The sequence below is a fragment of the Bacillus sp. RCC_6_1 genome, from assembly GCF_041360755.1.
Lineage (GTDB): Bacteria > Bacillota > Bacilli > Bacillales > Bacillaceae_G > Bacillus_A > Bacillus_A cereus.
Genome location: NZ_JBFUPV010000013.1, coordinates 55,409 through 81,567, shown reverse-complemented (window position 1 = coordinate 81,567; position 26,159 = coordinate 55,409). Strand labels below are relative to the sequence as shown.

Below are 26,159 nucleotides of genomic sequence, written 5' to 3'. Positions count from 1 at the left end.
TTCTGTATATTTGACGTTCTGTTATGTAAACGCTTACTTATACGTTTGTATCCTATACAATAAAGGTACCAAATCGAAAGAGGTGGCCAAAATGAGTACGAAAAAAGTATATAGTTTCTTATCACAAGCATTCATATTCTCAGCTATTATGTTAATTTCTAATATTATTGCAACACATTTACCAATTCCAATGCCTTCATCGGTAATCGGGTTAGTTATTTTATTTAGTCTATTATGTTTAAAAGTTATTAAATTGGAGCAAGTTGAATCACTCGGAACAGCTTTAACAGGTATTATTGGATTCTTATTCGTCCCATCAGGTATTTCAGTTATTAATTCTCTTGGTGTAATGGGGCAATACTTTGTACAAATTTTAACTGTAATTGTTGTAGCAACAGTTATTTTACTTGCTGTAACAGGGTTATTTGCACAATTTATTTTAGGAAAAGATGAAAAAGAAACAGAAGATACAAAAGAATTGAAAGTAGTAAATAAAGGACGCAAGCACGGAAAGGTTGCGTAACCATTGCATTTATATATTGTTAGGAGGTAATGAACATGGCAAGCACAATGACTCCATATTTCGGAATCGTCGTTTCATTAATCGCATACGGAATCGGAACATTATTATTCAAGCATTCAAAAGGGTTCTTCCTATTTACACCATTATTCGTAGCGATGGTATTAGGGATTGTCTTTCTAAAGGTAGGTAACTTTACTTTTGAAGAATATAATACTGGCGGAAAAATGATTAGTTTCTTCTTAGAGCCAGCAACAATTGCATTTGCTATCCCACTCTATAAACAAGTTGATAAGTTGAAAAAATATTGGTGGCAAATTTTATCAGCTATCGTGGTTGGATCTATTTGCTCAGTAATTGTCGTGTTCATTGTTGCAAAAGCAATCGGTTTAGATACAGCAGTAATGAATTCAATGCTACCACAAGCAGCAACAACAGCAATTGCGTTACCAATTTCAGAAAGTATTGGTGGTATTTCAGCAATTACATCGTTTGCAGTTATTTTCAACGCAGTTATCGTATACGCATTAGGAGCATTATTCTTAAAAACATTTAGAGTGAAACATCCGATTGCAAAAGGTTTAGCACTTGGAACAGCGGGTCATGCATTAGGAGTTGCGGTAGGAATTGAAATGGGTGAGGTAGAGGCAGCGATGGCAAGTATTGCTGTAACAGTAGTTGGGGTTGTAACAGTAGTTGTCATCCCAATGTTCATACCATTCATTGGATAGTAAAACTTACTTAAAAAACAAGAAAAGCAAGCTATTTGTAGGACAGATTTCTACTGATAGCTTGCTTTTTATGTTACAGTAGTGGTAAGACCTATTTAAAAAAATATAAGTTTCCTTAAATCTTCATTAATACTATGTAGAATACGTTTTGAATTAGGTCATTGTATTGTAAAATAAGAAGTAAGCTACTATATACCTGTTAAGGTAGGCATATAATGAGTTTATAAAAATCTTAATATGAATGAATAATTAAAAGTAGAAAAGAGAGAGAAATCTACTTATTAACGTTTTAGTTTATAGGACAGGAGAGAGTATTCGTCGATTATGCAAATAAAAAACCTGTTTCAAAGTAAAGGATTTCAGAGGTTACTCGTATTAGTAATACTTGCTCTCGTGTTATACGGGCTGCAAAGTATGTTGAATTTAATATTAATTACGTTTATTCTCACGTATTTAATGGATCGATTCCAAAAGTTTATTTCCCGCAAATTAGATCATTTCATGCCTATTAATCGAAAAATTATTATAGCATTTCTATATGTAATGTTAATTGGTGGAATTGCTATTACGCTATTTAAATATTTACCAGTATTGACGATACAAATTTCACAACTGATTTACCAATTCAATGTATTTTTAAGAAACCCACCAGATAGTGAACTAATTAAGTATGCAGTTAATGCTGTCAATCATATGGAGCTTTCTAAATATGTAGGACAAGGCGTAGACATTTTGTATAAATCGATTACGAATGTTGGTAAATTTGGCCTTCAGGTTTTACTTTCTTTAATTTTGAGTTTGTTTTTCTTATTAGAAAAATCTCGTATTGTTGGTTTTACTGCAAAGTTTAAAGAAAGCAGGCTTGCAATTTTCTATACTGAAATTGAGTACTTCGGAAAGAAATTTGCACGTTCATTTGGAAAGGTAATCGAAGCACAATTTTTAATTGCTGTTGTTAACTGTGTTCTTTCAGTTATCGCATTATGGATATTAGGATTCCCGCAATTATTAGGTTTAGCATTAATGATTTTCTTGCTTGGATTAATTCCAGTAGCGGGGGTTATCATTTCGTTATTCCCACTTTGTATGATTGCTTACAATATTGGCGGTATTATGTACGTTGTTTATATTTTAGTTATCGTAACAGTGATTCATGCGCTTGAAAGTTACGTATTAAATCCGAAGTTTATGTCGCAAAAAACAAATTTACCGATTTTCTATACTTTTATGGTATTAATTTTCTCAGAGCACTTCTTAGGTGTATGGGGACTGATTATCGGTATTCCAATCTTCATTTTCTTACTAGATGTTTTAGACGTGACAAGTGATGAAATGGAGAAGGATGTTGGAAAAAATAAAGTGAAGTAAGAAAAAGCATCGATGTTCGATGCTTTTTCTTTTATAACATTATGTTTCTTATGCCATACTGTAAGGAGAATATAGAATAGGGGTGAAGTAATGGCTGTAAATGAAAAGGTAGAGTTAGCTACATTTGCTGGAGGGTGTTTCTGGTGTATGGTTTCTCCATTTGAAGAGATGGAGGGCATTATACAGGTTATTTCAGGTTATACAGGCGGTCATAAAGAGGACCCAACGTATAAAGAAGTGTGCTCAGAAACAACAGGACATTATGAAGCGGTACAAATTACATTTGATGCAAATAAAATGTCGTATGAGGAATTGTTAAATATATATTGGAGACAAATTGATCCGACCGATATTGGAGGACAATTCCACGACCGCGGACAGTCTTATGAAACAGTGATTTTTTATCATAATGAAGAACAACATAAAAAAGCAGAAGCCTCAAAAGAAGGACTTGAGCAGAGTGGGCGCTTTTCAAAACCAATTGCGACAAAAATACTACCAGCAGCTACATTTTATCCAGCTGAAGAATATCACCAAGGATATCATAAGAAAAACACATTCCGCTATGAGTTATATCGTAAAGGCTCAGGACGAGATGCTTTTATTAAGCAACATTGGCCAAAGGATAATGTTCATTTAAAAGAAAAACTCAATGAGATGCAGTTTTATGTAACGCAGGAAAATGGTACAGAACCACCATTTCGAAATGAGTATTGGAACCATAAAGAGGAAGGTCTTTATGTAGACATCGTTTCAGGTGAGCCGCTATTTACTTCTCTAGACAAATTTGATAGTGGATGTGGATGGCCTAGTTTTACAAAACCAGTTATGTCAGCAAGTGTGAAAGAAAAGATGGATGTGAGTCATAATATGACGCGTACAGAAGTGAGAAGTAAGGAAGGAGATTCACATCTTGGGCATGTATTTCCAGACGGTCCAGGACCAAATGGACTTCGTTACTGCATTAATTCTGCAGCCCTTCGATTTATTCCAAAAGAGGAATTAGAGAAAGAAGGCTATGGTGATTTTCTAGTCTTGTTTGGAAATAAAAAATAACCTCGCAGTTAGCGAGGTTATTTTTTGTTATTTTGTTTTTTTCTTTTTAAATTTGCTTAATACTTCATAAACGATTGGAACAATAAGAAGTGTTAATAACGTTGAACTTGTTAATCCACCAATTACCGTTACACCAAGTCCTTTAGAAATTAAGCCACTACCTTCAAATCCTAATGCAAGCGGGATAAGAGCACCAATTGTTGCAATTGCAGTCATTAAAATTGGACGAAGGCGTGTTGCACCAGCTTCTAATAAAGCTTCACGTGTTGATAGTCCTTCATTTTCTTTATGAATAACGCGGTCGATAAGCACGATTGCGTTTGTTACAACGATACCGATTAACATAAGCGCACCAATCATTGCAGATACACTTAATGTTTCACCAGAGATTAATAAGGCAACAAGAGCCCCAATAATTGTGAATGGTAGCGAGAATAAAATTGCGAATGGTGCAAGGGCACCACCAAATGTAACGACAAGAACGAAGTATACAATGGCAATCGCAGCTAACATCGCTAGGCCAAGTTGCTTGAATGATTCTTGAATATCTTTAGTAACACCGCCCATAGAAACATCTACACCAGAAGGAAGATCCATTTTATCTACTTCTTTTTGTACTGCAGCAGATGCTTTTGAAACGTCATCAGATGTTAATTTGGCACTAACCTCTGCATAAACACGTCCATCTCGGTGTGTTACTGTATTCGATGTTTCACCTTCTTTTACAGTCATAACATCTTTCACAGCTACTTCATTACCAAGTGGTGTTGTAATTTTGCGATTTGTTAAGTCATCGATTGTTTCATAATTTTGTTTTTCAGCTTCTACATATACATTGATATCTTTACCGTCTTTTTTAATTGTTGTCAGAACAGGGCGATCATGTTGATTAGAAAGTCCCATTCCAATTTGAGCAGCCGTTAAGCCCATTTTACTCAGCTTTTCCTGATCTGCGACTAAAGTGTACTCTGCATACGTTTTTGCAATACTAGAATCTATATCTTTTAAGTCTTTATTTTTCTTCATGATATTTTGAATATCTTTTACGACAGGCTTAATGTCTTCTGAGCTATCTCCGTAAACGTATAGTTTAATTTCGTTACTACCGCCACTTGCTCCGAAGTCTTGGTTTTTCCATTCGCCTTTGCCAGACATCTTCTGTAAATCTTTAACGACTTGTCCTTTCTCTTTTTCAAAGTTTTTCGTGTCGTTATCATATTGCACGAAGAACATTGCTTGGTTTGATTGACCAGGACTCATTGGATTTTCGCCACCTAATGAGAATTGAATTGTTTTGACGTCTTTATTATTTTGGAAGTGCTTCTCAGCTTTTGTTGCAATTTTTTCAACGTCTTCTAACGTTTGACCTGGTTCAGGATTGTATGTTGCGATAATCATTTTTTCTTCTTCAGAAGGTAAGAAACTTACACCGATAACTGGTACAAGTGCAAGACTACCAACTAATAGAAGGACAGCGATACTTGATGTAATAATTTTGTGATTTAAAGCCCATGCAAGTATGCGTTTATACCCATTTGCTAATTTACTTGGTTTTTCTTCATGATGTACTTCTTTTTCCCTCATACTCTCTTTCTTAAATAAAGAGTGAGCTAGCATCGGTACGATTGTAACTGCTACTAGTAATGATGCTAATAAAGCGAAGACGATAGTTAAGGCGAATGGTAAGAACATTTCACCAATCATACCTTTTACTAGTCCAAGTGGTAAAAATACAGCAATTGTTACGATGGTAGAAGACATAATTGGGATAAACATTTCTTTCGTAGCTTCACGAATTAAATCTTTTCCGCGCAATTTCTCTTCTGATAACGACATACGGCGGTAAATATTTTCAATAACAACAATTGAGTCATCGACAACGCGGCCTATAGCAACGGTCATTGCTCCAAGTGTCATAATGTTAAGCGTAATATCCATTTGCTTTATGACTAAAACAGCAATTAATAAAGAAAGTGGTATTGAAACGACAGAGATTAACGTTGTTCGAATATTTCGTAGGAACAGCATAATAATAACGATCGCAAAGATAGCACCGAAAATTGCTTTGCTCAGCATTGTTTCTACTGATTTTTCAATAGGTGCACCTTGATCGAATGTTGAAATAATCTCTAAGTCTTTATACTTTTTCTCAAGTTCTTTTACTTTATCTTTTACTGCATTTACAACATCAACTGTATTTGCATCAGAGGCCTTCACAATTTGAATTCCAATTGCTTCTTTTCCATTTGTTCGAGAAATGGATTCTGCTTTCCCAACTTCTTTAATGTCAGCAATTTCATCTAATGTAACTGTTGGAATCCCGTTCATAGCGGCTGGATTCATTTGTGGCGTTTGTGCACCAGCGCCAGCATTTTGACTACCTTGACCGTTAGGTGAGGAAGGTATAGCTGGGATTTTAAGTTCTTTTAATGCTTTAATCGTTGTAATATTGCCATCTACAACAACTGATTTTTCCGTGTCTTTAAATGTGTATAAGCCAAGTGGTAAAGATACATCCGATCCTTTAATCACATTTTTTACAGTATCTTCACTTAGTCCTAGTTCTTTCATTTTATCTTTCTTAAAGATGAGCTGTACTTCATCTACTTGTTGACCAGCAATTTGAACAGATGCAACACCATCAAGTCCTTTTAATCCCGGTACAACATTTTTTTCTACATTTTCAGTTAAAGTAGCTAAAGATTCATTCTTGCTTGCTACGCTTAACGAAATAACGGGAAAAGCATTGAAGTTTACTCGTGAAACTTTAGGATCTTTAACACCTTCTGGGAGTTTTACATTTGTGAGAGCTTCTTTAATTTCTGTTTCTGCTTTTTCCATATTTTTGTCAAAATCGTATTCTACTTGAATAGAAGATGCGTTTTGAAAAGATGATGAACTCACAACGTTAACACCGCTTAAATTTTGTAGTTGTTCTTCCATCGGCTTTGAAACTTTATCAGCTACTTCTTCTGGTGTAGCACCAGGATAGACCGTAGTTACTGTCACAATCGGTGTTGTAATATCAGGAATTGTTTCCAGCTTCATATTGAGTCCAGAGTAGATCCCCGCAATAGTAACAATAATGGTTAGTAGCCAAACTGCGAACTTATTTTTTAACGAGAAATTGATGATTTTGTTCATGTTTGCGCTCCCTTTGTATTATATTGACCAACTGGTCAGTCTAATACATAATATAACTGACCGTTTGGTCAATCGTCAATAAAAAGGGATGGTATAATACATTTATAATAAGATGCGAGATTAAATTTAGGAGAGAAGATATGAAAGAAAAAGAGCGTTTAATTATAGAATCGGCTATGAAGTTATTTGCTACTAAGGGTGTAAATGCGACATCAGTGCAGGAAATTGTGACAGCTAGTGGTATATCTAAGGGAGCTTTTTACTTATATTTTAAATCGAAAGATGAGCTTTTATTAGCGACACTTCGATATTATTATGACAAAATCCAAAAGAAAATGCTGGATATTGAACAAGAGTCTTTATTACCACGTGAAAAATTTGCAAAACAATTACATTGTCAGTTTAATGATATACAAAAGCATAAAGAATTTATTATTATGCATGCGAGAGAAAATGCAATTCCGTTTAATAAAGAAGTAGAAGAATTTATGATGCGGATGAAGTTAGAGTCTCATGCATTTTATCGGAATAGTTTATTGTCCATTTATGGTGAAAAGGTTATGCCATATTTATTGGATTTAGTAATTATAGTAGAAGGCATATGCCGTGGTTATTTAGAGTTAATTATTTTACAAGCACCAGAAATTGATTTATCGTATGTCGCTGCTTTTATTTTAAAAAGAGTAGATCATTTAGTAGATGGCTTAGTAGAATCTTCGGAAGAACCTATTTTACATGAAGAAAAGCTTGGAGAATTCCTTTGTAAATCAGAGCTTATTAAGGAACAAGTTAAAGAGCATTTTTTAAAAGAAATTATTGTATTTAAGCGTAGTTTAGCTGATCAATTAGAGGATGATGAGTTGTTAGTAACGTTAGATGTTTTAGAGGCGGAAATACGATTGCTTAATCCAAGAATTCCAGTAATTAGAGGTATGTTAGCAAATTTAGAGGCGTATCCGGAATTAAAAGAATTTCGATTACGACTTATAGGATACTACAATATAAAAAATTCTTAATAAAAATAAGTAAAAAACTCCTTGTCTACACAAGGAGTTTTTTCTTAAAGACTATTTACTGTTTTGAGACCATTCTTCAACATCCCAAACTTTTGTAATCCAATCTTCATAGAAGTCCGGTTCGTGACATACAAGGAGGATTGTTCCTTTATATGCTTTCATAGCCTTCTTAAGTTCCGCTTTTGCTGTAACATCAAGATGGTTTGTCGGCTCATCAAATAGTAGCCAGTTACTTTCCTCACCCATTAGCTTACATAAACGAACTTTTGCTTGTTCTCCACCACTTAATTGACTTAATGGGCGAGAAATATGTTCATTTTTTAATCCGCATTTTGCTAACATCGCACGAATTTGATGCTGGTCTAAACCAGGGAATGTATTCCATACATCATCAATTGGTGTTATATTGTCAGCTTTAACTTCTTGCTCAAAGTATGCAGGCTCTAAGAAGTCACCAAGGCTTGTTTTACCGCTTAAAGGCTTAATTTTACCTAAGATTGTTTTTAGTAACGTTGATTTACCAACACCGTTACATCCAACAATAGCAATTTTTTCACCACGTTCGATCGTCATTGATAGCTTTGGTAGTAGCGGATGTGTATATCCGATTTCTACATTTTCACCTTCAAAGACGAAGCGACTACTTGCGCGACTTTCTTTAAATGAGAATTCAGGTTTAATTGCTGTTTCTGGGCGATCAATAAGTTCCATGCGATCAAGTTGCTTTTGACGACTCTTTGCACGACCTGTCGTTGAATAACGAGCCTTGTTTTTTGCAATGAAGTCTTCTTGCTTTTTGATAAACTCGCGCTGCTTTTCATAAGCGTTTATATGTTGGTTTTTATTGATTTCTGCTAGTTCTAGGAATTTTTCATATGTCGCTGTATAGCGTGTCATTTTTGTGAATTCTAGATGGAAAATAACATCAACACATTTGTTCATAAATTCTGTATCATGAGAAATTAATAAGAATGCATGTGGATATTCTTTCAAATAATTTGTTAACCAATGAATATGTTCAACGTCTAAATAGTTAGTAGGTTCATCAAGCAATAACACTTCTGGCTGTTCAAGTAATAGCTTTGCAAGCAATACCTTTGTACGTTGTCCACCACTTAGTGCTGAAACATCACGATCTAAACCAATAGCATCAATTCCAAGACCACGTGCAGCCTCTTCAATTTTCATATCTAGTAAATAGAAACCACCTGCTTCAAGTGCATCTTGTATTTCTGCCATTTGTTCAAGAAGTTCTTCTAGTTCTTCTGGTGTAGCAGTTCCCATTTTTTCTGTAACTTCATTTAAAGCTTTTTCCTTTTCGAATAACGGTAAAAATGCATCCGCTAGTACGTCACGGATCGTACGTCCAGGCGTTAAAACAGTATGCTGATCTAAGTAGCCGTAATGTGTGCCCGGTGTCCATTCTACACGACCTTGGTCATGAATAAGCTGACCAGTAATGATATTCATGAATGTTGATTTACCAACACCGTTTGCACCAACTAATCCAACGTGCTCACCTGCTAATAATCGCATAGATACATCTTTAAATAATGTACGATCACCAAATGTATGTCCTAATTTTTCAACTGTTAATAAGCTCATAGTATCCTCCGTCCAACTTGAAATAGTACCTTGAATCATGATACTAAATTCTTTCATATAATGCTATCATTTCAAAATGTATATTTTTTCAAAAGAAGTGTTTGTAAATGTTAGTATATAAAAAAGTTACTTCTACCTACAGAAGTAACTTTTTGGTTATGCCTTTTGTTTAACTTCACTAACTTTCTTTTCAGCTACAATAAAATGCGGTCTACGTTTTGTTTCATAATAAATACGACCGATATATTCACCAATAACACCTAGGAATATGAGTTGAATACCGCCAATAAATAGTATAGCGGAAATGAGAGTAAAGTAACCAGGAACTTCCACACCACCAAGGATGATTTGAACGAACGTAGTGATTACGTATAAAAGTCCTAAAATGGTTGTTAGTAATCCGAGATATATAGATAGACGTAACGGTTTATTATTAAATGAAATTACACCATCAATTCCGTAATTTAATAATTTCGAGAAGGTCCATTTACTTTCTCCATCAGAACGTAATACATTTTCATATTCAATGATTAATTCGTTATAACCGATCCAAGAAAATAAGCCTTTTGAAAATCGGTTGTATTCACTTAAAGATAATAAAGAATCTACTGCTCTTCGACTTAAAAGTCTAAAGTCACCAATACCGTCTACTAATTCAATATCTACAAATTTATTCATCACTTTGTAGTAAAGACGAGAGACGAAAGAGCGAACGGGTGAATCACCAGTTCTTGTTCTTTTTGCAATGACTTGGTCGTAGCCGTCGTTATATCCTTCTAACAGTTCTTTTATTAACGTAGGAGGGTGTTGTAAGTCAGCATCCATAATAACAATTGCATCGCCTGTAGCATATTTTAAACCAGCTAACATTGCAGCTTCTTTTCCGAAGTTTCGACTAAATGATATGTAGTGTACTGACGAATCTGAACTAGCTAAATCACGTAAAATATTTAAAGTATCATCTTTACTACCATCATTAACAAAAACAAATTCATAATCGGTAGTTAATTTATGAATTTCAAGAGAAGTCTCTGAATAAAAGGCACGAAGCACCTTTTCTTCATTGTAGCATGGTACTACTATTGAAAGGGTCATTTTTGACACTCCTTGTTTGTAGTGGATTAAAATACTATTTATGTATTATTATAGGAAGCTATCTAAATAGATAGCTTCATGTTTCATTGAGTGCTCATTATTGATTTTTAAAAGAGAGTTTTCGTCGTGCATTTGGATTTGTGAAAATTAGTAAAGCTATACAAATAATTAGTGAGATGATTGATATAGTCATACCTAATTTGAAATAAGGTGTAACGTAAGTCATTTCGATTACATGTGAACCTTTTGTAATGGGAACACCGATAAAGGCAGAATTCGCTTTCGTAAACTCTGTTTCTTTTCCATCAATTTTTATAGTCCAGCCTTTACTATATGGGACAGATAAATATAAAAGCCCGTCTTTATTTGATTTGATATCCCCCTTTAAATAATTGTTCTTATAATAAATATTTTCAAGCCTATTTTCAGTTAGTTTTTTTGTTTCTTTTTGTACACTTTCATAGTTTACAATATTTGCTTGCAAGTCACCTAATTCATACTCACCTGCCATATCAATAGAGATAGTTAGATTTTCTGGACGCTCATTGCCCAAATTGTAAACAAACCTTTCTAACGGATAAGAGTATGCACCAGCATCGTCACCTTTTCCTATCGTTTTTCCATTAACAGTTGCATTGAATGTGCCTGCATTTTTTAATTTTAATTCTATCAGTAGATCACCAGGTGTATCAGGATAATTGATAGGTACAATCATATTTCCAAAGCCATGAACAATTAGTTTATTTTCTTGTTTTTCCATGTTTTCGAATTTTGCTTTTTCCGTTTTAATAGATACTGCCTTTGATTTAAGGTCTTGTTTATTAAAATGGTTTAATGAAAATTCTTTTGTATTATTAACGACAACAGCATGTAATAATAATTGATCACGCTGAGCGAAGTTTAATTTAGAAAATTCTTCCTCACTTATAGCCGAATCATATACATATCCTAACGGTAAAGCATAGTCATTTTTGTAAATATTATACGGTCCTACTTGCTGTAATAGTTTATATCCATAAGGTACATTCTTTGAATCTGTATCAGCACTTAATACGCGATATTTTACACCTAGCATATTTTCAAGTAGTAGTCGACTATCAGCTTGATAAAACATTGAAGGTGTATCGTACATTTGGAATACACCATATTTATTTTTCATAAAGTCATGGACATAATAATTAACTAAGCTTTGATACGTACTTAAGCCATGATAACCTTGTAGCATTGGTGTGTTATATTCGCTATATGGATTAAGAATACGATAAAAGTCTTTATCATTTTCTTGTATGTAGCGAATTGCAGCAATTTCTTCTTTATTATCATAGCCTGGTTCGTGTAACTTTTCAGTTGAAATCTGGCTCTGTCCGTAAACGGTGCTAAGTATATTATTCGCATACATATAATTCATAGAAACGGTGCTAACAAGGACGTTCAATACAACTAAAAATTGTATGAATGATTTAGAAATATAGCGCCATAAACATACTGTAATAACAGAAAGAACGACAGTTCCGAGTAAAATGTTATCAACGTCTTGTAAAGGTTTATCAGTTACATTTATATTTGCCTTTCTATAAAATGCATAAATGAATAATCCAATAGACACTAATAAACTTATTAAATAAGGTAATTTGTAGTCTTTCTTATGAATAATCATCCAATCTAGAATGTATGCAATTGTTTGGGCAATTACAAATACAAATAAATAAAACCATCTAGATTGCATTGCTGAAAAACCATTAAACACAGAATATGTATATGGAAGCATAAACAGAATGAACATGAATAACGTAAAGAATACTTTACTTTTAACGAGTTTATCACGTATAAACATTCCAAATACGATTAAGAATAAAATTAAAGCTGGTAAAGCTAATTGATGATTTTCAGCATTATACATGAAGAAAATATTTTCCATTAAATCTTTATAAAATTTATCTTCAAATAATAATGGTATCTCAAACTTTTTTGATAGTCGATCAGCGCTAAATACGGCATTAACTGATGGGAGGAAGCAAACGGCAGCTAAACCGAGTGATAATCCGTACAATAAACCGATTCTAATATAATAATTTAGAAAAGAGACAATCGTTTTATTTTGTTGTGTCGCAAAGTATTGGAATAATGCATAAATAAATATGAAAATACTTGTGATAAAAGCAAAATAAAAGTTTGATGCTAACATTAAAGTAGCAGTGATTAGGAAAAGTCCGCGCTTCTTTTCAATAATATATTTATCAAGTCCCCATATTACTAATGGTAAAAATACAATGGCATCAGCCATGAAATCCCATAGTAAAGAGTGGCGGATGAAAGTAATACAGCCACCATATATAATAGCAGCAACAAAAGATGAAAATGCTGTTTTATTATGGTAACGTAAAGAACCATACATGAATAACATAGCTAAAAAGTTTTTTAAAATACTCATATATAATTTCACGTCATATACTTGCTCAAGACTTAGTTTAGGTAGTAACAGTGTAATCCAGAAAAACGGTGATGTGCTGTAATAATAACTAAACTCTCCAAATAAATCTCCACCTAATCCATAATCAAAAGACCAAAAAAGGTTGCCATCTTTAAAGGCATGTTGTAGAAGAAACGTAAAAAAGCCAAATTGACGTAACGCATCCCCTGTACCAGAAAAGGCTTGATTAGATGTTAAAAAGAAATAATGAAAAGCAAAAGCGCACAATAATAATATTGGCATAATTATTATTGTTTTCTTGGAAAAGAATTTATTATTCGGCTTTATGCTCATAAAAATTGATAATCCTCCTTTGAAAGTCGTTACATGTAGCAACTAGTTTTTAGGTAGCATATAAAAACACACCAATTTTTAAAGGTGTGTTCTTTAGTTTTAACATGAGAAAATATATATTTTTTTTGAAGCATATATATTTTTACAAGCGTTGAAGTTCATAGTTTACATATAATTTAGTATAAGGCATTTTCAGAAAGTAAGTCAATTTGAGCTGGAATATATAGCATTTTTTTACTGAAGAAAAATGAGGTATATAAAAAAGCAAAAAGCTTTTCCATTTTTAAATAGGAAAAGCTTTTTGCTTTTAAGCATGTTTGCGAATGAGCTTTTGTTTTATAAACGCTAAAACGAATCCACGTATTTGAGGATCAATTACAATTCCAATCATACCGTATAGTATACCAGTAAGAGTTAAAGCAATTAGTGGCGGTAAGTTGATTAATGCAACTCGGTATATACCGTAACTAATAATAAAGGCCAAGGAATTAAATATAATTCCTTTAACTAATAATTGCATGCCTTTACGAATAAAGAGGGTAAATCCAATTAATAGTGTAATTTCGGTAAGGATGGCTGCGGCAGCTGCCCCCATCATTCCATATTTACTACCTAATACAATATAACCTATGATGGCAACAACTAATCCAATAGTCATTGTTGTTGCACGTTTCCATTGCTGGCCAATCGTTGTTAAATTATCGGCTAGTGGATAGTTAATTGATTGTAAAATAACCATAAACGCTAGAATAGCAAGAGCGTCACCAGCGGGAGCGTATTTTTCTCCTAATAAACTAACAATCCAGAAACTTGGATCAGCAATAAAGGGGATAGAAATTCCCATTCCTAAAAAAGACATAAGTTTTAATTCAAAACTTGATAATTTTCTATGTTCTTCAATATTTTGCTCATTACCAAAAGCAAAAAGCCTTGGATAAAATGCAGCTGCAATTACTCCAGGTATTTGATATAGTACGGCAGGTATTTTATATGCAGCACCAAAGAATCCAACTTGCTTATACGTTGAAACTTTTTCTAATATAATAGGCCCTAATTGTGGTAAGAGCATAATGATGATTCCATTGATTGTGAAAATAAGTAGTTGATCTAAAATACCTTTATCCCAACCCTTATGTACTTTCGTATAGCGTATTGTCATTATAAAGGCAATAACACCTGTTACAAGACTAGATACCCCGTACATGGCAGCCACCATCATAAGTGACCATTGAAAAGACATCCCTAATAATAGGGCAGCAGCAGCTGTTACACCTTGTAGTACAGAAATAATAGCTGTAAATTGCATACGCTCTGTAACTTGGAAGTAAGCCATACCAACACCTTGTAAGGTTGCTCCGAACATCGTTGGTAGAACAACCCAATATACCATCGCACGTAAGTAAGCGTCGGGATAGAAGAACTGGGCAAAAATAGCGAAAAGTACAGAAATTACGATAGCTAATATTAAACGAATACGTAAATAACTACTTATTAGTACGCTAATATTAGCATCGCTTCTTGTTCCTTCACGCATAAATGTATGTGTTAAACCTGCATCTGTAAAGTAACAAATAACAGCTGAAACAGCTAATGCAGTTGTAAACATACCGTAATCCTCTGGAGAAACATATCGTGCAAAGAGAATTGTTGCAATAGCCAGTACAAAACGGACAGTAATGTTTCCTACAAAGAGGTAGGATGCGTTTTTTAGAATTTTATTTGTTTTCATGAGAAAAGACCTTTCTATTCTTTAGGACCTGGTTAGCTTGTCCTATTTGTAAATTTGATTTGTTCACAGAAAGAGAGAGTATCGTTATATTTTCAGTTTAAGAAAACAGAAATTTAATTCGTACAAACCAAAGCATTGCATATAGTTTTTTACTACGCTTTCCATTCTTTGAATAGATTTTACGGCAATATTTCTTAATATCTTTTTTGATTAATTGAACTTGTGATTTATCTAATTGAGAGTTTTCCTTAATATATATACAAGCGTTATTGATGACTGTATAAGGGAATAAATAAGTCTCAAGAATCTCAATAAGTGACTGAGGGTCTTTCGTAATGAAATCTTGAGATTTATTATGTACCCAATCTTTCATACGATTGAATACTTCTAGCTCTTTTGTCGTTTTTAATTCATAATCTTTATACTTAGAAGAAAGATTTCCTTCTGATAAGATTCTATAATAAGTTAAGTATTCATCGACATAACATACATTTGTCACACTCATAAGTTTAAATAAAAACTCTAAATCTTCGCCCCAACTACATCCTGGTGTAAAACGAATGTAATGATCCATTACGATGGATCGTTTGAAAATCCAAGTACTTGTTTGAGCAACAACTTGATGTGTTAGGAATGCTTTTGCCATATCACCTTTAATAAAGTTTGTTGTATGTTCAACCTTCTCGCCTGTTTCTTCGTAGAAATTCATATAACCACAATAGCACGCGTCCATTTCGTTTTTATGCATACTTTCGACTTGCTTCTCAATTTTAGTTGGATGCCATAAGTCATCACTATCAAGAAAAGCGATATATTCTCCGCTAGCATTTTCGATACCTGTATTACGGGCTACCGAAACACCTTGGTTTTTTTGATGAACGTATTTTACTTGCCCTGGGTATTTTTCAGCAAGGTTTTTCACAATAGAAGGTGATTGATCTTTACTTCCATCATCTACAATTACAATTTCAATGTTTTTATATGTTTGATCTAGTATTGACTGCATCGTTTCTTCAATATATTTTTCCGTGTTATACAGAGGTATGACAACAGAAACAAGTTGCTTTTGTTCCATCATAGAATTTTTATCTCCTCAAGTTTTTTATGTCTTGCATCATATATACAAGCCTTTTGAAAGGAAGAAGATTACAAGAACATCTGTATAAGTTTAACGCATATAAACTTTGTAAATCAACTTTCTATTAAAAAGGTGTCGGGAAGTTAGATTCTTATGATTAATTGTCGTATTTCAAACAGCTTTATCATGTCTATTGCATATAACTTCTTATTCATGCCATTTTAACTTATTAGTAAGTAGGATGTATTTATCGTAACGATTATGAAGGCGAATAAATTAATATTGAGAATAAAAAAACCTCTTAATTTTTGGATAAATTAAGAGGTTTTTTATATTAGCTTTGAAATATTAGGTTAGTCTTTGTCTGGCTCAGTTGCATTTAATTTTTGCTTTAGTAACGCATAATCTTGCGTTAATGTTACAAGTTGATGATGTTGTTTAGAAATTTTTCTTGTTAGGTCAAAAATTAAGATGAAACAGAATAATAGTCCAAATAAGAATAAAATGGAAGGGGGATATTCTACTTTTAATAGTTTTCCAATCCAGTTTATAATTTTATCGGTAGAACTTAAAATAGCCATTGCAATACAAACAAAAATCCATAAAACAGCATATTTCGTTTCTAAAGTTCCACGGCGAATGGAATTAATAATTAATAATAATAATAATAAAATAAAGATGAATGAAAAGGTAATTATAGGCATTTATTATCAACCTTTCACGATTTTTTGCATCAATATAGCAAGACTTACTTTAATCATGTAATATGCAGATTTAAAAGGTGTGATAGAAGATTGTCCACCTTGTCGCTCTTGCATATTTACAGATATTTCATTAATGCGAAGTTTTTTCTTTTTTAAATGAATAAGAACTTCTGGTTCTGGATAGTCTTTTGGATAGTTGTGTGCAAAAATTTTAATTACTTCTCGATTGATAGCACGATATCCAGAAGTTGGATCCATAAATGTTTGTTTTGTTAGTACTTTCAATAGGGCAGTAAAATAAAAAATACCGATCCTTCTGGAAATACTACCTTTATATGCTGTTTTTTCTGTAAAACGTGACCCTAGCACCATATCGCATTCATCTTCAGCGATTGGCTTTATTATTTTATATAAATCATCTGGATTATGTTGTCCATCAGCATCGAACTGAATCGCAATATCATATCCGTTCTCATATGCGTATTTATATCCAGTTTGTACAGCTGAGCCAATACCTAGGTTATATGGTAAATTCACAAGGTGAACAGGAAAATCTTGTACGATTTGAGCTGTTTTATCGTGTGATCCATCATTAATAACACAAATGCTTAATCCTGTAAAATGCTGTTTTAGTTTTAATAATCTTGTTAATGTATCTGCAATTGCTTCTTCCTCGTTATACGCTGGAATAATAATTAACGTTTTTGGTATTGAAATTGGTACTTCAATAGTCATTACCGCACCATCCCTTATATACTTAATCATATTATGGTTATTTTTAAACGAACTTTATTTAATATACCATTAACAGTATAACAAAATAAAGGAAAAGCTGGTGCATGATTTAGGAGAACAGATTGAGAATAAAATGGTAAGAGGTGATATTTTGTATAAAAAAATACATGCAAGGAAGAAAAAATCTGTGCATGTATATGGAAGAGTATTGTATTAAATATTCCAAGGTTTATTTAAAGTTAAAACCTCAGCCATTTCTTTGCTTTTTAAACGTCCTTTTTTTCTATTTTCCGCACGTTCTGAACCGGTTGTGTATAACCAATGTTCTTCCTCAGTTTCAGGAAGTACTTGTGGTACGGACGAAGGTTTTCCATCTTTTATTGCCACAAATGTAATGAAGCAAGTAGCGGCAATTCTACGCTCGCCTGCTAATAAATTTTCTGCGATTACTTTTACGAAAACTTCCATTGAAGATTTCCCTGTATAACATACAAATGCTTCATAACAAACAGAATCAGCTTGGTGAATTGGAGTTAAAAAATCGACTGAATCAATAGATGCTGTTACACAATGTTTACGACTATGTCTTGCAGCCGCAATTGAAGCAATACTATCAATTTCTGCTAATAATTTCCCTCCAAAAAGTGTTTGGTGATTATTTAAATCGTTAGGAAAAACACGTGTTGTCTTAATTGCTTTAGATTCTCGCATGAATTTCTTTTCCATATATTCAGCCCCTATAGTCTGTTTTCAATCAGAATAATATGTGTAAGCAGATTACTCATATTAGATATTTAATGAAGTAAAGTGTATTCCAAAAGAGGATTATTTAAACTTCTGTATTTGTATTCATGTAACTGAAAGAAAATTTATTTTATCTAAAATGTAGTGTAAAAGAGGATTCGCTTACATTGCAAGTAAAAAGTAATGACTATGTATTTGTCATAGAAATTCCCTATCAGCCGTGTACCTATTCATGATAGAATCGTTTTGTTATGAATGGAAATAGAGGTGCAATGGACATATGAATCATATACAAACAAATTTTTCATCTTTCTTCAATAAAATTACAATCGGTGCGATGCTCGCATTTTTTGTTTATAGTTGTTGGGCAGCATTTGAGACAAGTAAGCAATTTTTTGGAGGAAGTACAACAAGTGTAACAATCATATTAGCAATTTTCGTCATACTTATTTTGTTAGTGGCATCAATTCTACAATATCGTTTTACAGATAAACAATTTCTTATTTTTCTTATAAGTATATCTATAGTTGTGAGGATTAGTATGCTGTTATTTGTAGATGCTCCAATAATTGGTGATATGAAAGTGATGTATGAGTCTGCAAAGCAGATTGCAATTGGTAATAATATAGGGACTGTAACTCATTTGCCTTTTATTATATATGAGTCGGTAATTATTCGTATATTTGGTGATTCATTATTCGCTTTACAACTATTTAATGTGCTATTTTGCACAGGAACAGCATTATTTATTTATCGTATTGCGGGAATGGTTTTTGGAGAAGAATGCGGTCGTATTGCTTCTATCTTTTATGCTCTGTATATTCCAAATATATTCATGAGTTCCGTATTAACTCCTGAATCACTTGCAATATTTTTATTTTATTTTGCTTGTTACATACTTTTATATAAAGGATTAGATCATCCTTATATGTGGGTGTTTTCAGCGATTTTATTTGCATTTAGTAATATGGTTTTCCCAATGGGATTATTTCTTCCTATTTTTATTACGGTATATGTATTATTAATCGAAGTATTTCAATCAGCAACGAAACAAAAGGTGTTACTAAAAATGATAGGGATAATTATTCTATTTTATAGTGCCCATTTTGGTGTGAATTATGGAATTAAGGCAATGGGATTGTCACAATATACGATTTCAAATGAGACGTATGTTCAATCTGTTTTAATTGGAAAGACGCAACATGAAGAAAAAATATCGAAAAATCAAAGTGTAACAGAGCATATTGATCAAAAGTTAAAAGAGATTGAGGGAGAAAGATTTAAACTTTTAGAGCCGATGATAAATCAGTTTTCAGATGAAGGAATAAATTCTATTCTTTTCAAATGTGAAAAACTGATATATATAGCCGTAACATTGTTTATGACTATAGCTCTATTACACTTCCTTATTAAGAAACAACAAAATGAGGGATATATGTTGTTCTTATTTTTAATTAGTGGCTACGTATTGTTAAAGCTCTTTCAAGTAGATATGGCATATTACAATGTAATTATGCCGGCATTGTTCATTTTGCAGAGCTTTGGTGTTTATATGAGTTATGTGTATTGTCAAAAAATATTTTTCAGAAAATAAAAAGAATCCATTCTGGATTCTTTTTTTGATGGAAGATGAAATTTAGTAGTCAGTGTAGATGAAAAATATGCCTGACTTGAATTTTATCCCGCTATTTTTCAGACAGCAAGACCCCCACCTCAAAATCAGGGAAAGCAAAGAAGTTAGGTGGGGGCTGATAATCAACGGGGGATGAACAAAACCCCCGTTGATTAAAGTTTCACTTTATCTTATCGATTTAGTTCTAGTTGCAAATTATCGGCTGTTAGAGCCATTTGTGAGGAATCATCTTGAATTCCTTTCATTACTTGTGAAATAGCTTGTAGTTCGTGTTCAATTTTCTTATTCTGTTCTTTTGAGTTAGACATATCTTTTACGATTTCTTGGAAGTATCGATCTGTTGCCGACATACTATCCGTTCCTTCCGATACGAGAGAGCTAATTTGTTTCACGGAAGACGAGACACGGGTAATTTGTTCATTTGTTTTTTCGACGAGCTTTGTAACGTTAAATATAGATTCTTTCGTTTGCTCTGATAATTTTCGAATTTCACCAGCAACAACAGAAAACCCCTTCCCAAATTCTCCAGCACGTGCAGACTCGATAGCTGCATTTAGTGCGAGTAAATTGGTTTGCTCCGCAATCGATTTAACAATATCTATGATTTCATTAATTTTGTTAGAAATATTGAGAAGTTCATGAGTATCTGTAATAATCGTCTCCATATTCATTTGAATAGATCCCATTCGTTTGTTTTGCTGGTTTAATTGTTCTTTCCCTTTATTCGCTTTTTCTTCAGATGTTGTAGCTAATGATGTACCTGTTTTAGCAATCTCTACAATAGTTTCAGATTTGGCGGTTAGTTTTTGAATAGAAGAGCTTGTTTTTTCAGATACAGCAGCTAGTTCTGTTGCGATATGCGTAATTGTCATAGCAGTTAGTTCTTTTTCTTTCTCATGCTCTTTTTGCATTCTTTCATATTCAGATTCATAAGCTGCAAGAACAAGTTCTTGTTCAAGAGTAAATAATTTATTTATAACATTTATAGAATAGGAAAAATCATCGATTGTTGTTATTTTTGTTTGCAAAATCTTCATGATAGAGCGGAACAATTCTTGATAAGCAGCAGTATACCATTTTCGATGTAAACCAATTTGTACATGCCTTTTGGCAATCCTAACACGCTGTTCAATAAAATCTTCATGCATATTGCCGCTGAATAATTCTTTAATATGTGTTTTTAAAGTTTGTTTTAGTTTTGGAATAGAGCTGTAACGTTCAATAATAGTAATTAAATTAGGTTGTTTTGTAATGTTGGCATAGAATTTTTCAGTAATCCAATCAATTTCTGCATAAATAAAAGGCTGTAGTACTTTTACAACTTGTAAATCTTCTTTTGAAATGTGTAGCATATCCATTTGAATTTTTAATTCAGAATTAGTAGGGACATTAAAAGTTATTTGTTGGTCCTTACTTAATTCGATTATACTGGCATTTGTTTTATTAATATTTTTTTTGAAAACCCCAAGCATCATTCTTCCCCCTGTATATAAAACGTTTTCAATTTTAAAACTAATATAGAGTAATTATATATGCTTATATATAATTACTCTATATTAGTTCGTTGAATAGTATATAAATTAAGAGAATTCTATCTAGAATTCTCTTAATGGCCTTTATTAATTTTAGCATGTGTTTTAAAGAAAACAGGGAAATGAACATTATATATTACAGTGACGACACGAATAATGAATGTTACTAATAAGCAAACATAGAAAGCTAACACGTGCGCCCCCATAGCGTGTGTGATTAGGAAGCTAATTGCTCCTAAGATAGAAGCGATTGCGTAAATCTCTTTTCGGAATACGTAAGGGATATCTTGAGCACAAATGTCACGCAAAATACCGCCTCCAATACCTGTAATGACTCCCATTGAAACAACTAGAAATGAGGCGTCAACATGATGTGACATTGCCGCATTTGCACCAATAGCTGTAAAAACACCTAAGCCAACAGCATCAGAAAGCATAATAACGACTTGAAGTTTATTGATGCGCTCAAAAAACATACAAGTAAATAATGCTGATAATACACTTACGAAAAAGTAAATGGGTTTTACAAATGCGACAGGGGGCAGGTTACCAATCATGATATCACGAATAATACCGCCGCCGAGCGCAGTAGCTACAGCTAAACAAAGGACACCAAATAAATCTAAATCTTTTTTTAAACCAACTAATGTACCAGAAATGGCAGCGGCGATAATGCCAAGAAACGTAAATATATCGATTAATAACATGGCCTTAATCCCTTCCTCTTAAAGATGTTCCAGAGAAAAAATATACACTAAAGTATTGGAAATAACAATTACTTTTCGCTACATGTAGAAAAACGGATAAAATTCATAAAGAAAGCGTTTGAAAATGTTTGGAAAATAGCCATAAAGTAATTTGAAAAAGATATGAAAAGATTAATTTTACATTTTTTGATGTTGTTTATTTGGTAAAACATTACAATTATAGGTGGGTTATTTATATTTGTATAAAATGATAAAAAAATATTTATATACTGACAAAAATAAGGGGATGGTTGTTAGATAGATTTTATAAAAATAGGGGAGTATAGCTAAAGGACGATAATTTCTATTACTGATTAATACTTGTCCTGGCTAGTTTTAGCTGGAAAAATAGTTCTCGATTTGAATATGAGTTATGTTATAATTGCTAGGTGTGTTTGAATGATAAAAAATTATGATTAAAAGATAATGTTAAGATTTTGTATGGAGGTCTTGGAATGTTAGCAAATCAAGCTAGGGTTAGATTTGAGCATTTTTTGCTCTTTTTTATTATTTTACAGCCTGTTTTAGATTTATTAACGTCTCTTAGCATCACTTTATTAAAGTCAAATGCTACCGTTGGAATTTTAGTAAGATTCCTTATTATGGCTGTTGGTGGTATTTACATTTTAATTCAGGCAAAAGAGAAGGAAAATAGAAAGTTTTTAATTTATCTTATATTGTTAGCCGGAGTTTTAGGGATAGGATTTATTAATAACAAACTAGTTAAGGATCCTATTGTACTTAGTGAAGAGGTTAAATTCGTTGCGAAAGCATTATATATATATATCATGCTGGGATCATACATTTTAGCTTTAAAATCATTGAAAAAGACAGTTAATATTAGTGATAAGGTTCGAAATAGTATTGTATATTCTACATTAATCATTAACGCAATTATGGTTATTTCTATTTCAACATCTACTGACTTTGGTAGTTATGAATGGATGAAGGTTGGTTCTCGAGGTTGGTTCTATGCAGGGAATGAACTAGGTTCAATCTTAGCTATTATTTTCCCTATTGTAGTACTATATTCTATTCAAAAAACAAAGAGCTGGAAACACATTCTATATTGGATTCCATCACTTTTAATGATTTATTCGCTAATTCAAGTTGGTACAAAAGTAGGAATGGGCTCAATTGGTGCTACGCTAGCGGCAGCAATCGGGATTATTTTACTACAATTATTATTTGATAGAAAAAATCCGAACAAAAAATCCCTTGCACTTAATGCAGTAATTGCTATTGTCCTATTAGCTGGTGTAGTCGGAACGTTTAAACAAACGCCATTAGCACAAAATATGGGTATTCACAATAATTATTTATCAGAGCAAAATGTGGCACAGCAAGGTCAAAAAGAAAAAGAAATTAAAGAGAAGCTGAAAAAAGAGCAAGAACTTAAAGCAAAAGAAGAAAATCATCATAAAGTTGAAAAGCCAGAAGAAAAGGCGAAGATAGAAGAGGAAGTTAAGAAAGAGCTTGAGAAAGAGCAAAAGAAAGAAAATCAAGAAAATCTTATTTTCAGTGGACGTCAAGTATATGAAGAAAGACATAAGCAGTTCTTTAAAGAAGCGCCAATGTCACAAAAGTTATTAGGAATGGGTTATGCAGGTAACTTTAAATACAATGAACAAAAGCAGCCAGATCCAAAACTAATTGAAATGGACTTCCATGATTGGTTTTATGATTTCGGGATTATTGGCTTTGTATTACTAATGATTCCATTTATTTATTACGGGCTAAGAATTCTACTAGCATTTGCTACGAGATTTAAGGACATATTTAATATAAAATATGGAATGATTTCAGCAAGCTTATTGTTAGCGTTAGGTATTGCTTATATTGCAGGACATATTTTAACAGCACCAGGAGTTGGGATTTACTTTGTAGTGGTGTTAGCTTATCTAATAGTAGACCTAGAAATTGAATGATAAAAATAAAAGCTAACTTTTGTTAGCTTTTATTTTTTAGTACAGTAAAATAAAAATAGATGGAAACGTAGCGAGGATTTAAAGGAGGAAAAAATATGAAAATATTGCATATGAATGCAGGAGCAGAAGATGGGGGAGGGAAAACACATATTATTTCACTTCTCGATCAGTTTCCAACTGGTGAAGTAGAATTAGCAGTATTTGAAGATGGAATTGTTGCGAAGGAAGCAAGGGAGTTAGGGATAAAAGTCCATGTGTTTTCACAAAAATCGCGCTATGATTTATCCATTTTAAAGAATATAAGTGAATTTATTAATAAAGAAAAATTTGATGTAGTTCATACACATGGCCCTAGGGCTAATTTCTATGTTTCTTTAATGAAAAAGAGAATAAAGGCAAAATGGGTAACGACTATTCATAGTGATCCATTTCAAGACTTTACTAAACAGGGCTTAAAAGGTTGGATTTTTACGAAATTAAATTTGAAAGCCTTAAAAAATATAGACTTATTTTTCGTTGTAACAAATAGATTGAAAAAAAGCCTGGCAGCATTAGGTATTTCAAATGAAAAGATGCATGTTATTTATAATGGAATTGAATACGATAAGGAAAAAGCAGAAGGCTATAATAAAAAAGAAATGTTCAATATTGATGAAGATGTATTTACGGCAATCCAAGTAGCACGATTACATCCTGTCAAAGGACATGAAGTTTTATTCGATGCGTTACAACAAACAAAATTAGAGAAAATTAAAGTATTATTAGTTGGCGATGGCCCATTAGAAGAAAATCTAAAGTCATTAGCTACTGAAAAAGGGATTAACGATAAAGTAGAGTTTTTAGGACATCGTCAAGATGTAAAACAATTATTTGCGTCGTCACATGTAAATTTATTAACTTCCCATAGTGAAGGGTTCCCACTAGTTTTATTAGAAGCGGCAAATCAACGCGTACCATCAATTGTGACTAGGGCTGGAGAAATTGAACCATTAATCGTAGATGAAACTTACGGATGGATTGTACCAACAGGTGATGGAAAGGCATTAGCATTAGCTTTAGAAGAAGCGTATGATAAGTGGAAAACTGGAGAGTTAGCAGCAATGGGTAAACATATTTATGAGCATGCTACTATGAACTTCTCACTTCAAAAACTATATGAAGATACAAAGGAAACATATAAGCAATTAATAGCGAAAAACTTGTAATGATAGAGAGGATAGTTAACTATGGCAGTACAAACAGTTGATATTCTAGGGGTTCCTTTTTCTACAATGACAATGGATGAAACGGTCCAATATTTAAAAGAACAACTAGAAGCGGAGCGAACTCATACGTTTCAGGTAGTAACAGCAAACCCTGAAATTGTTATGTGCGCAAAAAAGGATGAAAAGTTCTATCAAACATTATTGAATACAGATTTAATTACACCTGATGGTATTGGGGTTGTAAAGGCAAGCGGGATGCTTGGTACACCTTTAAAAGAACGTGTAGCAGGTTTTGATTTAATGTGTAATTTACTTGCGAAGTTATCAGAAGATAGTAAGCCGGTATCTGTTTTCTTATTAGGTGCAAAGCCGCATGTTGTACAAGCTGCAGCAGATCATTTAACAAAGACATATTCAGCTGTATCCATCGCCGGTATACAAGATGGTTATTTTAAACAAGAAGACGAAGAGAATATTATTTCTCGCATTCAAGAAGCAAAACCAGATTTATTACTTGTTGCACTTGGTTTCCCGAGACAAGAGAACTTTATACAAAACAATAAGCATCGTTTAGAAACGAAAATGGCTGTTGGAGTAGGTGGAAGTTTAGACGTATGGGCTGGAGAGGTAAAACGTGCACCAAAATGGATTCAAGCAATTCATTTAGAGTGGTTTTATAGATTATGCAGTAATCCAACACGCTGGCGTCGTCAGTTAGTATTAGCGGAATTTTTAAAAGAAGTAATGCGTTCGAAAAAGTAGCGAAATATCGCTGCTTTTTTTATTTGTTCATTTTTAATAAATTGAAACTTTAATCAGTGAGGCA

20 protein-coding genes and 1 pseudogene are annotated in these 26,159 nt (G+C 32.9%); 9 read left to right on the top strand and 12 right to left on the bottom strand.

What is annotated here, in order from left to right:
* The first annotated feature begins 91 nt into the window (after positions 1–91).
* From lrgA to msrB, 4 genes are all read left to right on the top strand, one after another.
* A complete protein-coding gene (gene lrgA / locus AB6801_RS25455) occupies positions 92–523 on the top strand; it encodes an antiholin-like murein hydrolase modulator LrgA (RefSeq protein ID WP_000104901.1) in 432 nt (143 codons plus the stop codon).
* Positions 524–558: 35 nt separating this feature from the next.
* On the top strand, positions 559–1,251 hold the full coding sequence (gene lrgB, locus AB6801_RS25450; RefSeq protein ID WP_097999228.1) for an antiholin-like protein LrgB: 693 nt from the start codon (positions 559–561) through the stop codon (positions 1,249–1,251).
* A 324-nt stretch (positions 1,252–1,575) separates the two neighbouring features.
* A complete protein-coding gene (locus AB6801_RS25445; RefSeq protein ID WP_001166010.1) occupies positions 1,576–2,619 on the top strand; it encodes an AI-2E family transporter in 1,044 nt (347 codons plus the stop codon).
* 90 nt (positions 2,620–2,709) lie between these two features.
* Complete coding sequence (gene msrB / locus AB6801_RS25440) at positions 2,710–3,675, top strand: peptide-methionine (R)-S-oxide reductase MsrB (RefSeq protein ID WP_370941208.1); 966 nt, start codon at positions 2,710–2,712, stop codon at positions 3,673–3,675.
* A gap of 27 nt (positions 3,676–3,702) precedes the next feature.
* Here msrB and AB6801_RS25435 read toward each other — a convergent pair whose 3' ends face one another.
* Entirely contained in the window at positions 3,703–6,819 is a 3,117-nt protein-coding gene (locus tag AB6801_RS25435; RefSeq protein WP_370941207.1) for an efflux RND transporter permease subunit, read from the bottom strand.
* 140 nt (positions 6,820–6,959) lie between these two features.
* Between AB6801_RS25435 and AB6801_RS25430 the strand changes: the two genes are divergently transcribed.
* Positions 6,960–7,835: a TetR/AcrR family transcriptional regulator gene (locus AB6801_RS25430; protein ID WP_000659645.1), complete on the top strand. Its 876-nt coding sequence runs from the start codon at positions 6,960–6,962 to the stop codon at positions 7,833–7,835.
* 51 nt (positions 7,836–7,886) lie between these two features.
* Here the strand turns inward: AB6801_RS25430 and AB6801_RS25425 are convergent, their stop codons facing one another.
* From AB6801_RS25425 to AB6801_RS25390, 8 genes are all read right to left on the bottom strand, one after another.
* Positions 7,887–9,440 (bottom strand): ABC-F family ATP-binding cassette domain-containing protein, encoded by a 1,554-nt coding sequence (locus AB6801_RS25425; RefSeq protein WP_000055410.1) that lies wholly within the window; start codon positions 9,438–9,440, stop codon positions 7,887–7,889.
* Between the two features lie 156 nt (positions 9,441–9,596).
* A complete protein-coding gene (locus AB6801_RS25420) occupies positions 9,597–10,535 on the bottom strand; it encodes a glycosyltransferase family 2 protein (protein WP_000175827.1) in 939 nt (312 codons plus the stop codon).
* A 97-nt stretch (positions 10,536–10,632) separates the two neighbouring features.
* The gene (locus tag AB6801_RS25415; protein WP_000023700.1) at positions 10,633–13,299 is read right to left on the bottom strand and encodes a YfhO family protein; all 2,667 of its coding nucleotides are present in this window, start codon (positions 13,297–13,299) and stop codon (positions 10,633–10,635) included.
* 307 nt (positions 13,300–13,606) lie between these two features.
* Positions 13,607–15,028, bottom strand: coding sequence for an oligosaccharide flippase family protein (locus tag AB6801_RS25410; protein WP_000856143.1), 1,422 nt, complete (start codon positions 15,026–15,028; stop codon positions 13,607–13,609).
* Between the two features lie 97 nt (positions 15,029–15,125).
* Positions 15,126–16,106, bottom strand: a complete 981-nt coding sequence (locus tag AB6801_RS25405; protein WP_000970521.1) for a glycosyltransferase family 2 protein — start codon at positions 16,104–16,106, stop codon at positions 15,126–15,128.
* A gap of 353 nt (positions 16,107–16,459) precedes the next feature.
* The gene (locus tag AB6801_RS25400) at positions 16,460–16,810 is read right to left on the bottom strand and encodes a DUF2304 domain-containing protein (RefSeq protein WP_001121774.1); all 351 of its coding nucleotides are present in this window, start codon (positions 16,808–16,810) and stop codon (positions 16,460–16,462) included.
* A gap of 6 nt (positions 16,811–16,816) precedes the next feature.
* Positions 16,817–17,545 (bottom strand): glycosyltransferase family 2 protein, encoded by a 729-nt coding sequence (locus tag AB6801_RS25395; RefSeq protein WP_000151539.1) that lies wholly within the window; start codon positions 17,543–17,545, stop codon positions 16,817–16,819.
* Between the two features lie 213 nt (positions 17,546–17,758).
* Positions 17,759–18,271: an acyl-CoA thioesterase gene (locus AB6801_RS25390; RefSeq protein WP_000412123.1), complete on the bottom strand. Its 513-nt coding sequence runs from the start codon at positions 18,269–18,271 to the stop codon at positions 17,759–17,761.
* 298 nt (positions 18,272–18,569) lie between these two features.
* Here AB6801_RS25390 and AB6801_RS25385 point away from each other — a divergent pair, with 298 nt between their 5' ends.
* Positions 18,570–19,883 (top strand): ArnT family glycosyltransferase, encoded by a 1,314-nt coding sequence (locus tag AB6801_RS25385; protein ID WP_097998540.1) that lies wholly within the window; start codon positions 18,570–18,572, stop codon positions 19,881–19,883.
* Positions 19,884–20,092: 209 nt separating this feature from the next.
* Here the strand turns inward: AB6801_RS25385 and AB6801_RS25380 are convergent, their stop codons facing one another.
* The 3 genes and pseudogenes from AB6801_RS25380 to AB6801_RS25370 all read right to left on the bottom strand — a co-directional run bounded on the left by AB6801_RS25380 (position 20,093) and on the right by AB6801_RS25370 (position 22,161).
* Complete coding sequence (locus AB6801_RS25380; protein ID WP_370658441.1) at positions 20,093–20,794, bottom strand: methyl-accepting chemotaxis protein; 702 nt, start codon at positions 20,792–20,794, stop codon at positions 20,093–20,095.
* A gap of 54 nt (positions 20,795–20,848) precedes the next feature.
* Positions 20,849–21,394, bottom strand: a pseudogene (locus tag AB6801_RS25375) (protoglobin family protein); the annotation flags it as partial.
* A 134-nt stretch (positions 21,395–21,528) separates the two neighbouring features.
* Positions 21,529–22,161, bottom strand: coding sequence for a trimeric intracellular cation channel family protein (locus AB6801_RS25370; protein WP_000924369.1), 633 nt, complete (start codon positions 22,159–22,161; stop codon positions 21,529–21,531).
* A 494-nt stretch (positions 22,162–22,655) separates the two neighbouring features.
* On the opposite strand from AB6801_RS25370, the gene AB6801_RS25365 reads away from it, so the two are divergent.
* The 3 genes from AB6801_RS25365 (at position 22,656) to AB6801_RS25355 (ending at position 26,095) form a co-directional block, all read left to right on the top strand.
* Positions 22,656–24,128 (top strand): O-antigen ligase family protein, encoded by a 1,473-nt coding sequence (locus tag AB6801_RS25365; RefSeq protein WP_000880749.1) that lies wholly within the window; start codon positions 22,656–22,658, stop codon positions 24,126–24,128.
* 95 nt (positions 24,129–24,223) lie between these two features.
* On the top strand, positions 24,224–25,333 hold the full coding sequence (locus AB6801_RS25360) for a glycosyltransferase family 4 protein (protein WP_000697464.1): 1,110 nt from the start codon (positions 24,224–24,226) through the stop codon (positions 25,331–25,333).
* 21 nt (positions 25,334–25,354) lie between these two features.
* Complete coding sequence (locus AB6801_RS25355) at positions 25,355–26,095, top strand: WecB/TagA/CpsF family glycosyltransferase (RefSeq protein WP_000290748.1); 741 nt, start codon at positions 25,355–25,357, stop codon at positions 26,093–26,095.
* Positions 26,096–26,159: the final 64 nt, after the last annotated feature.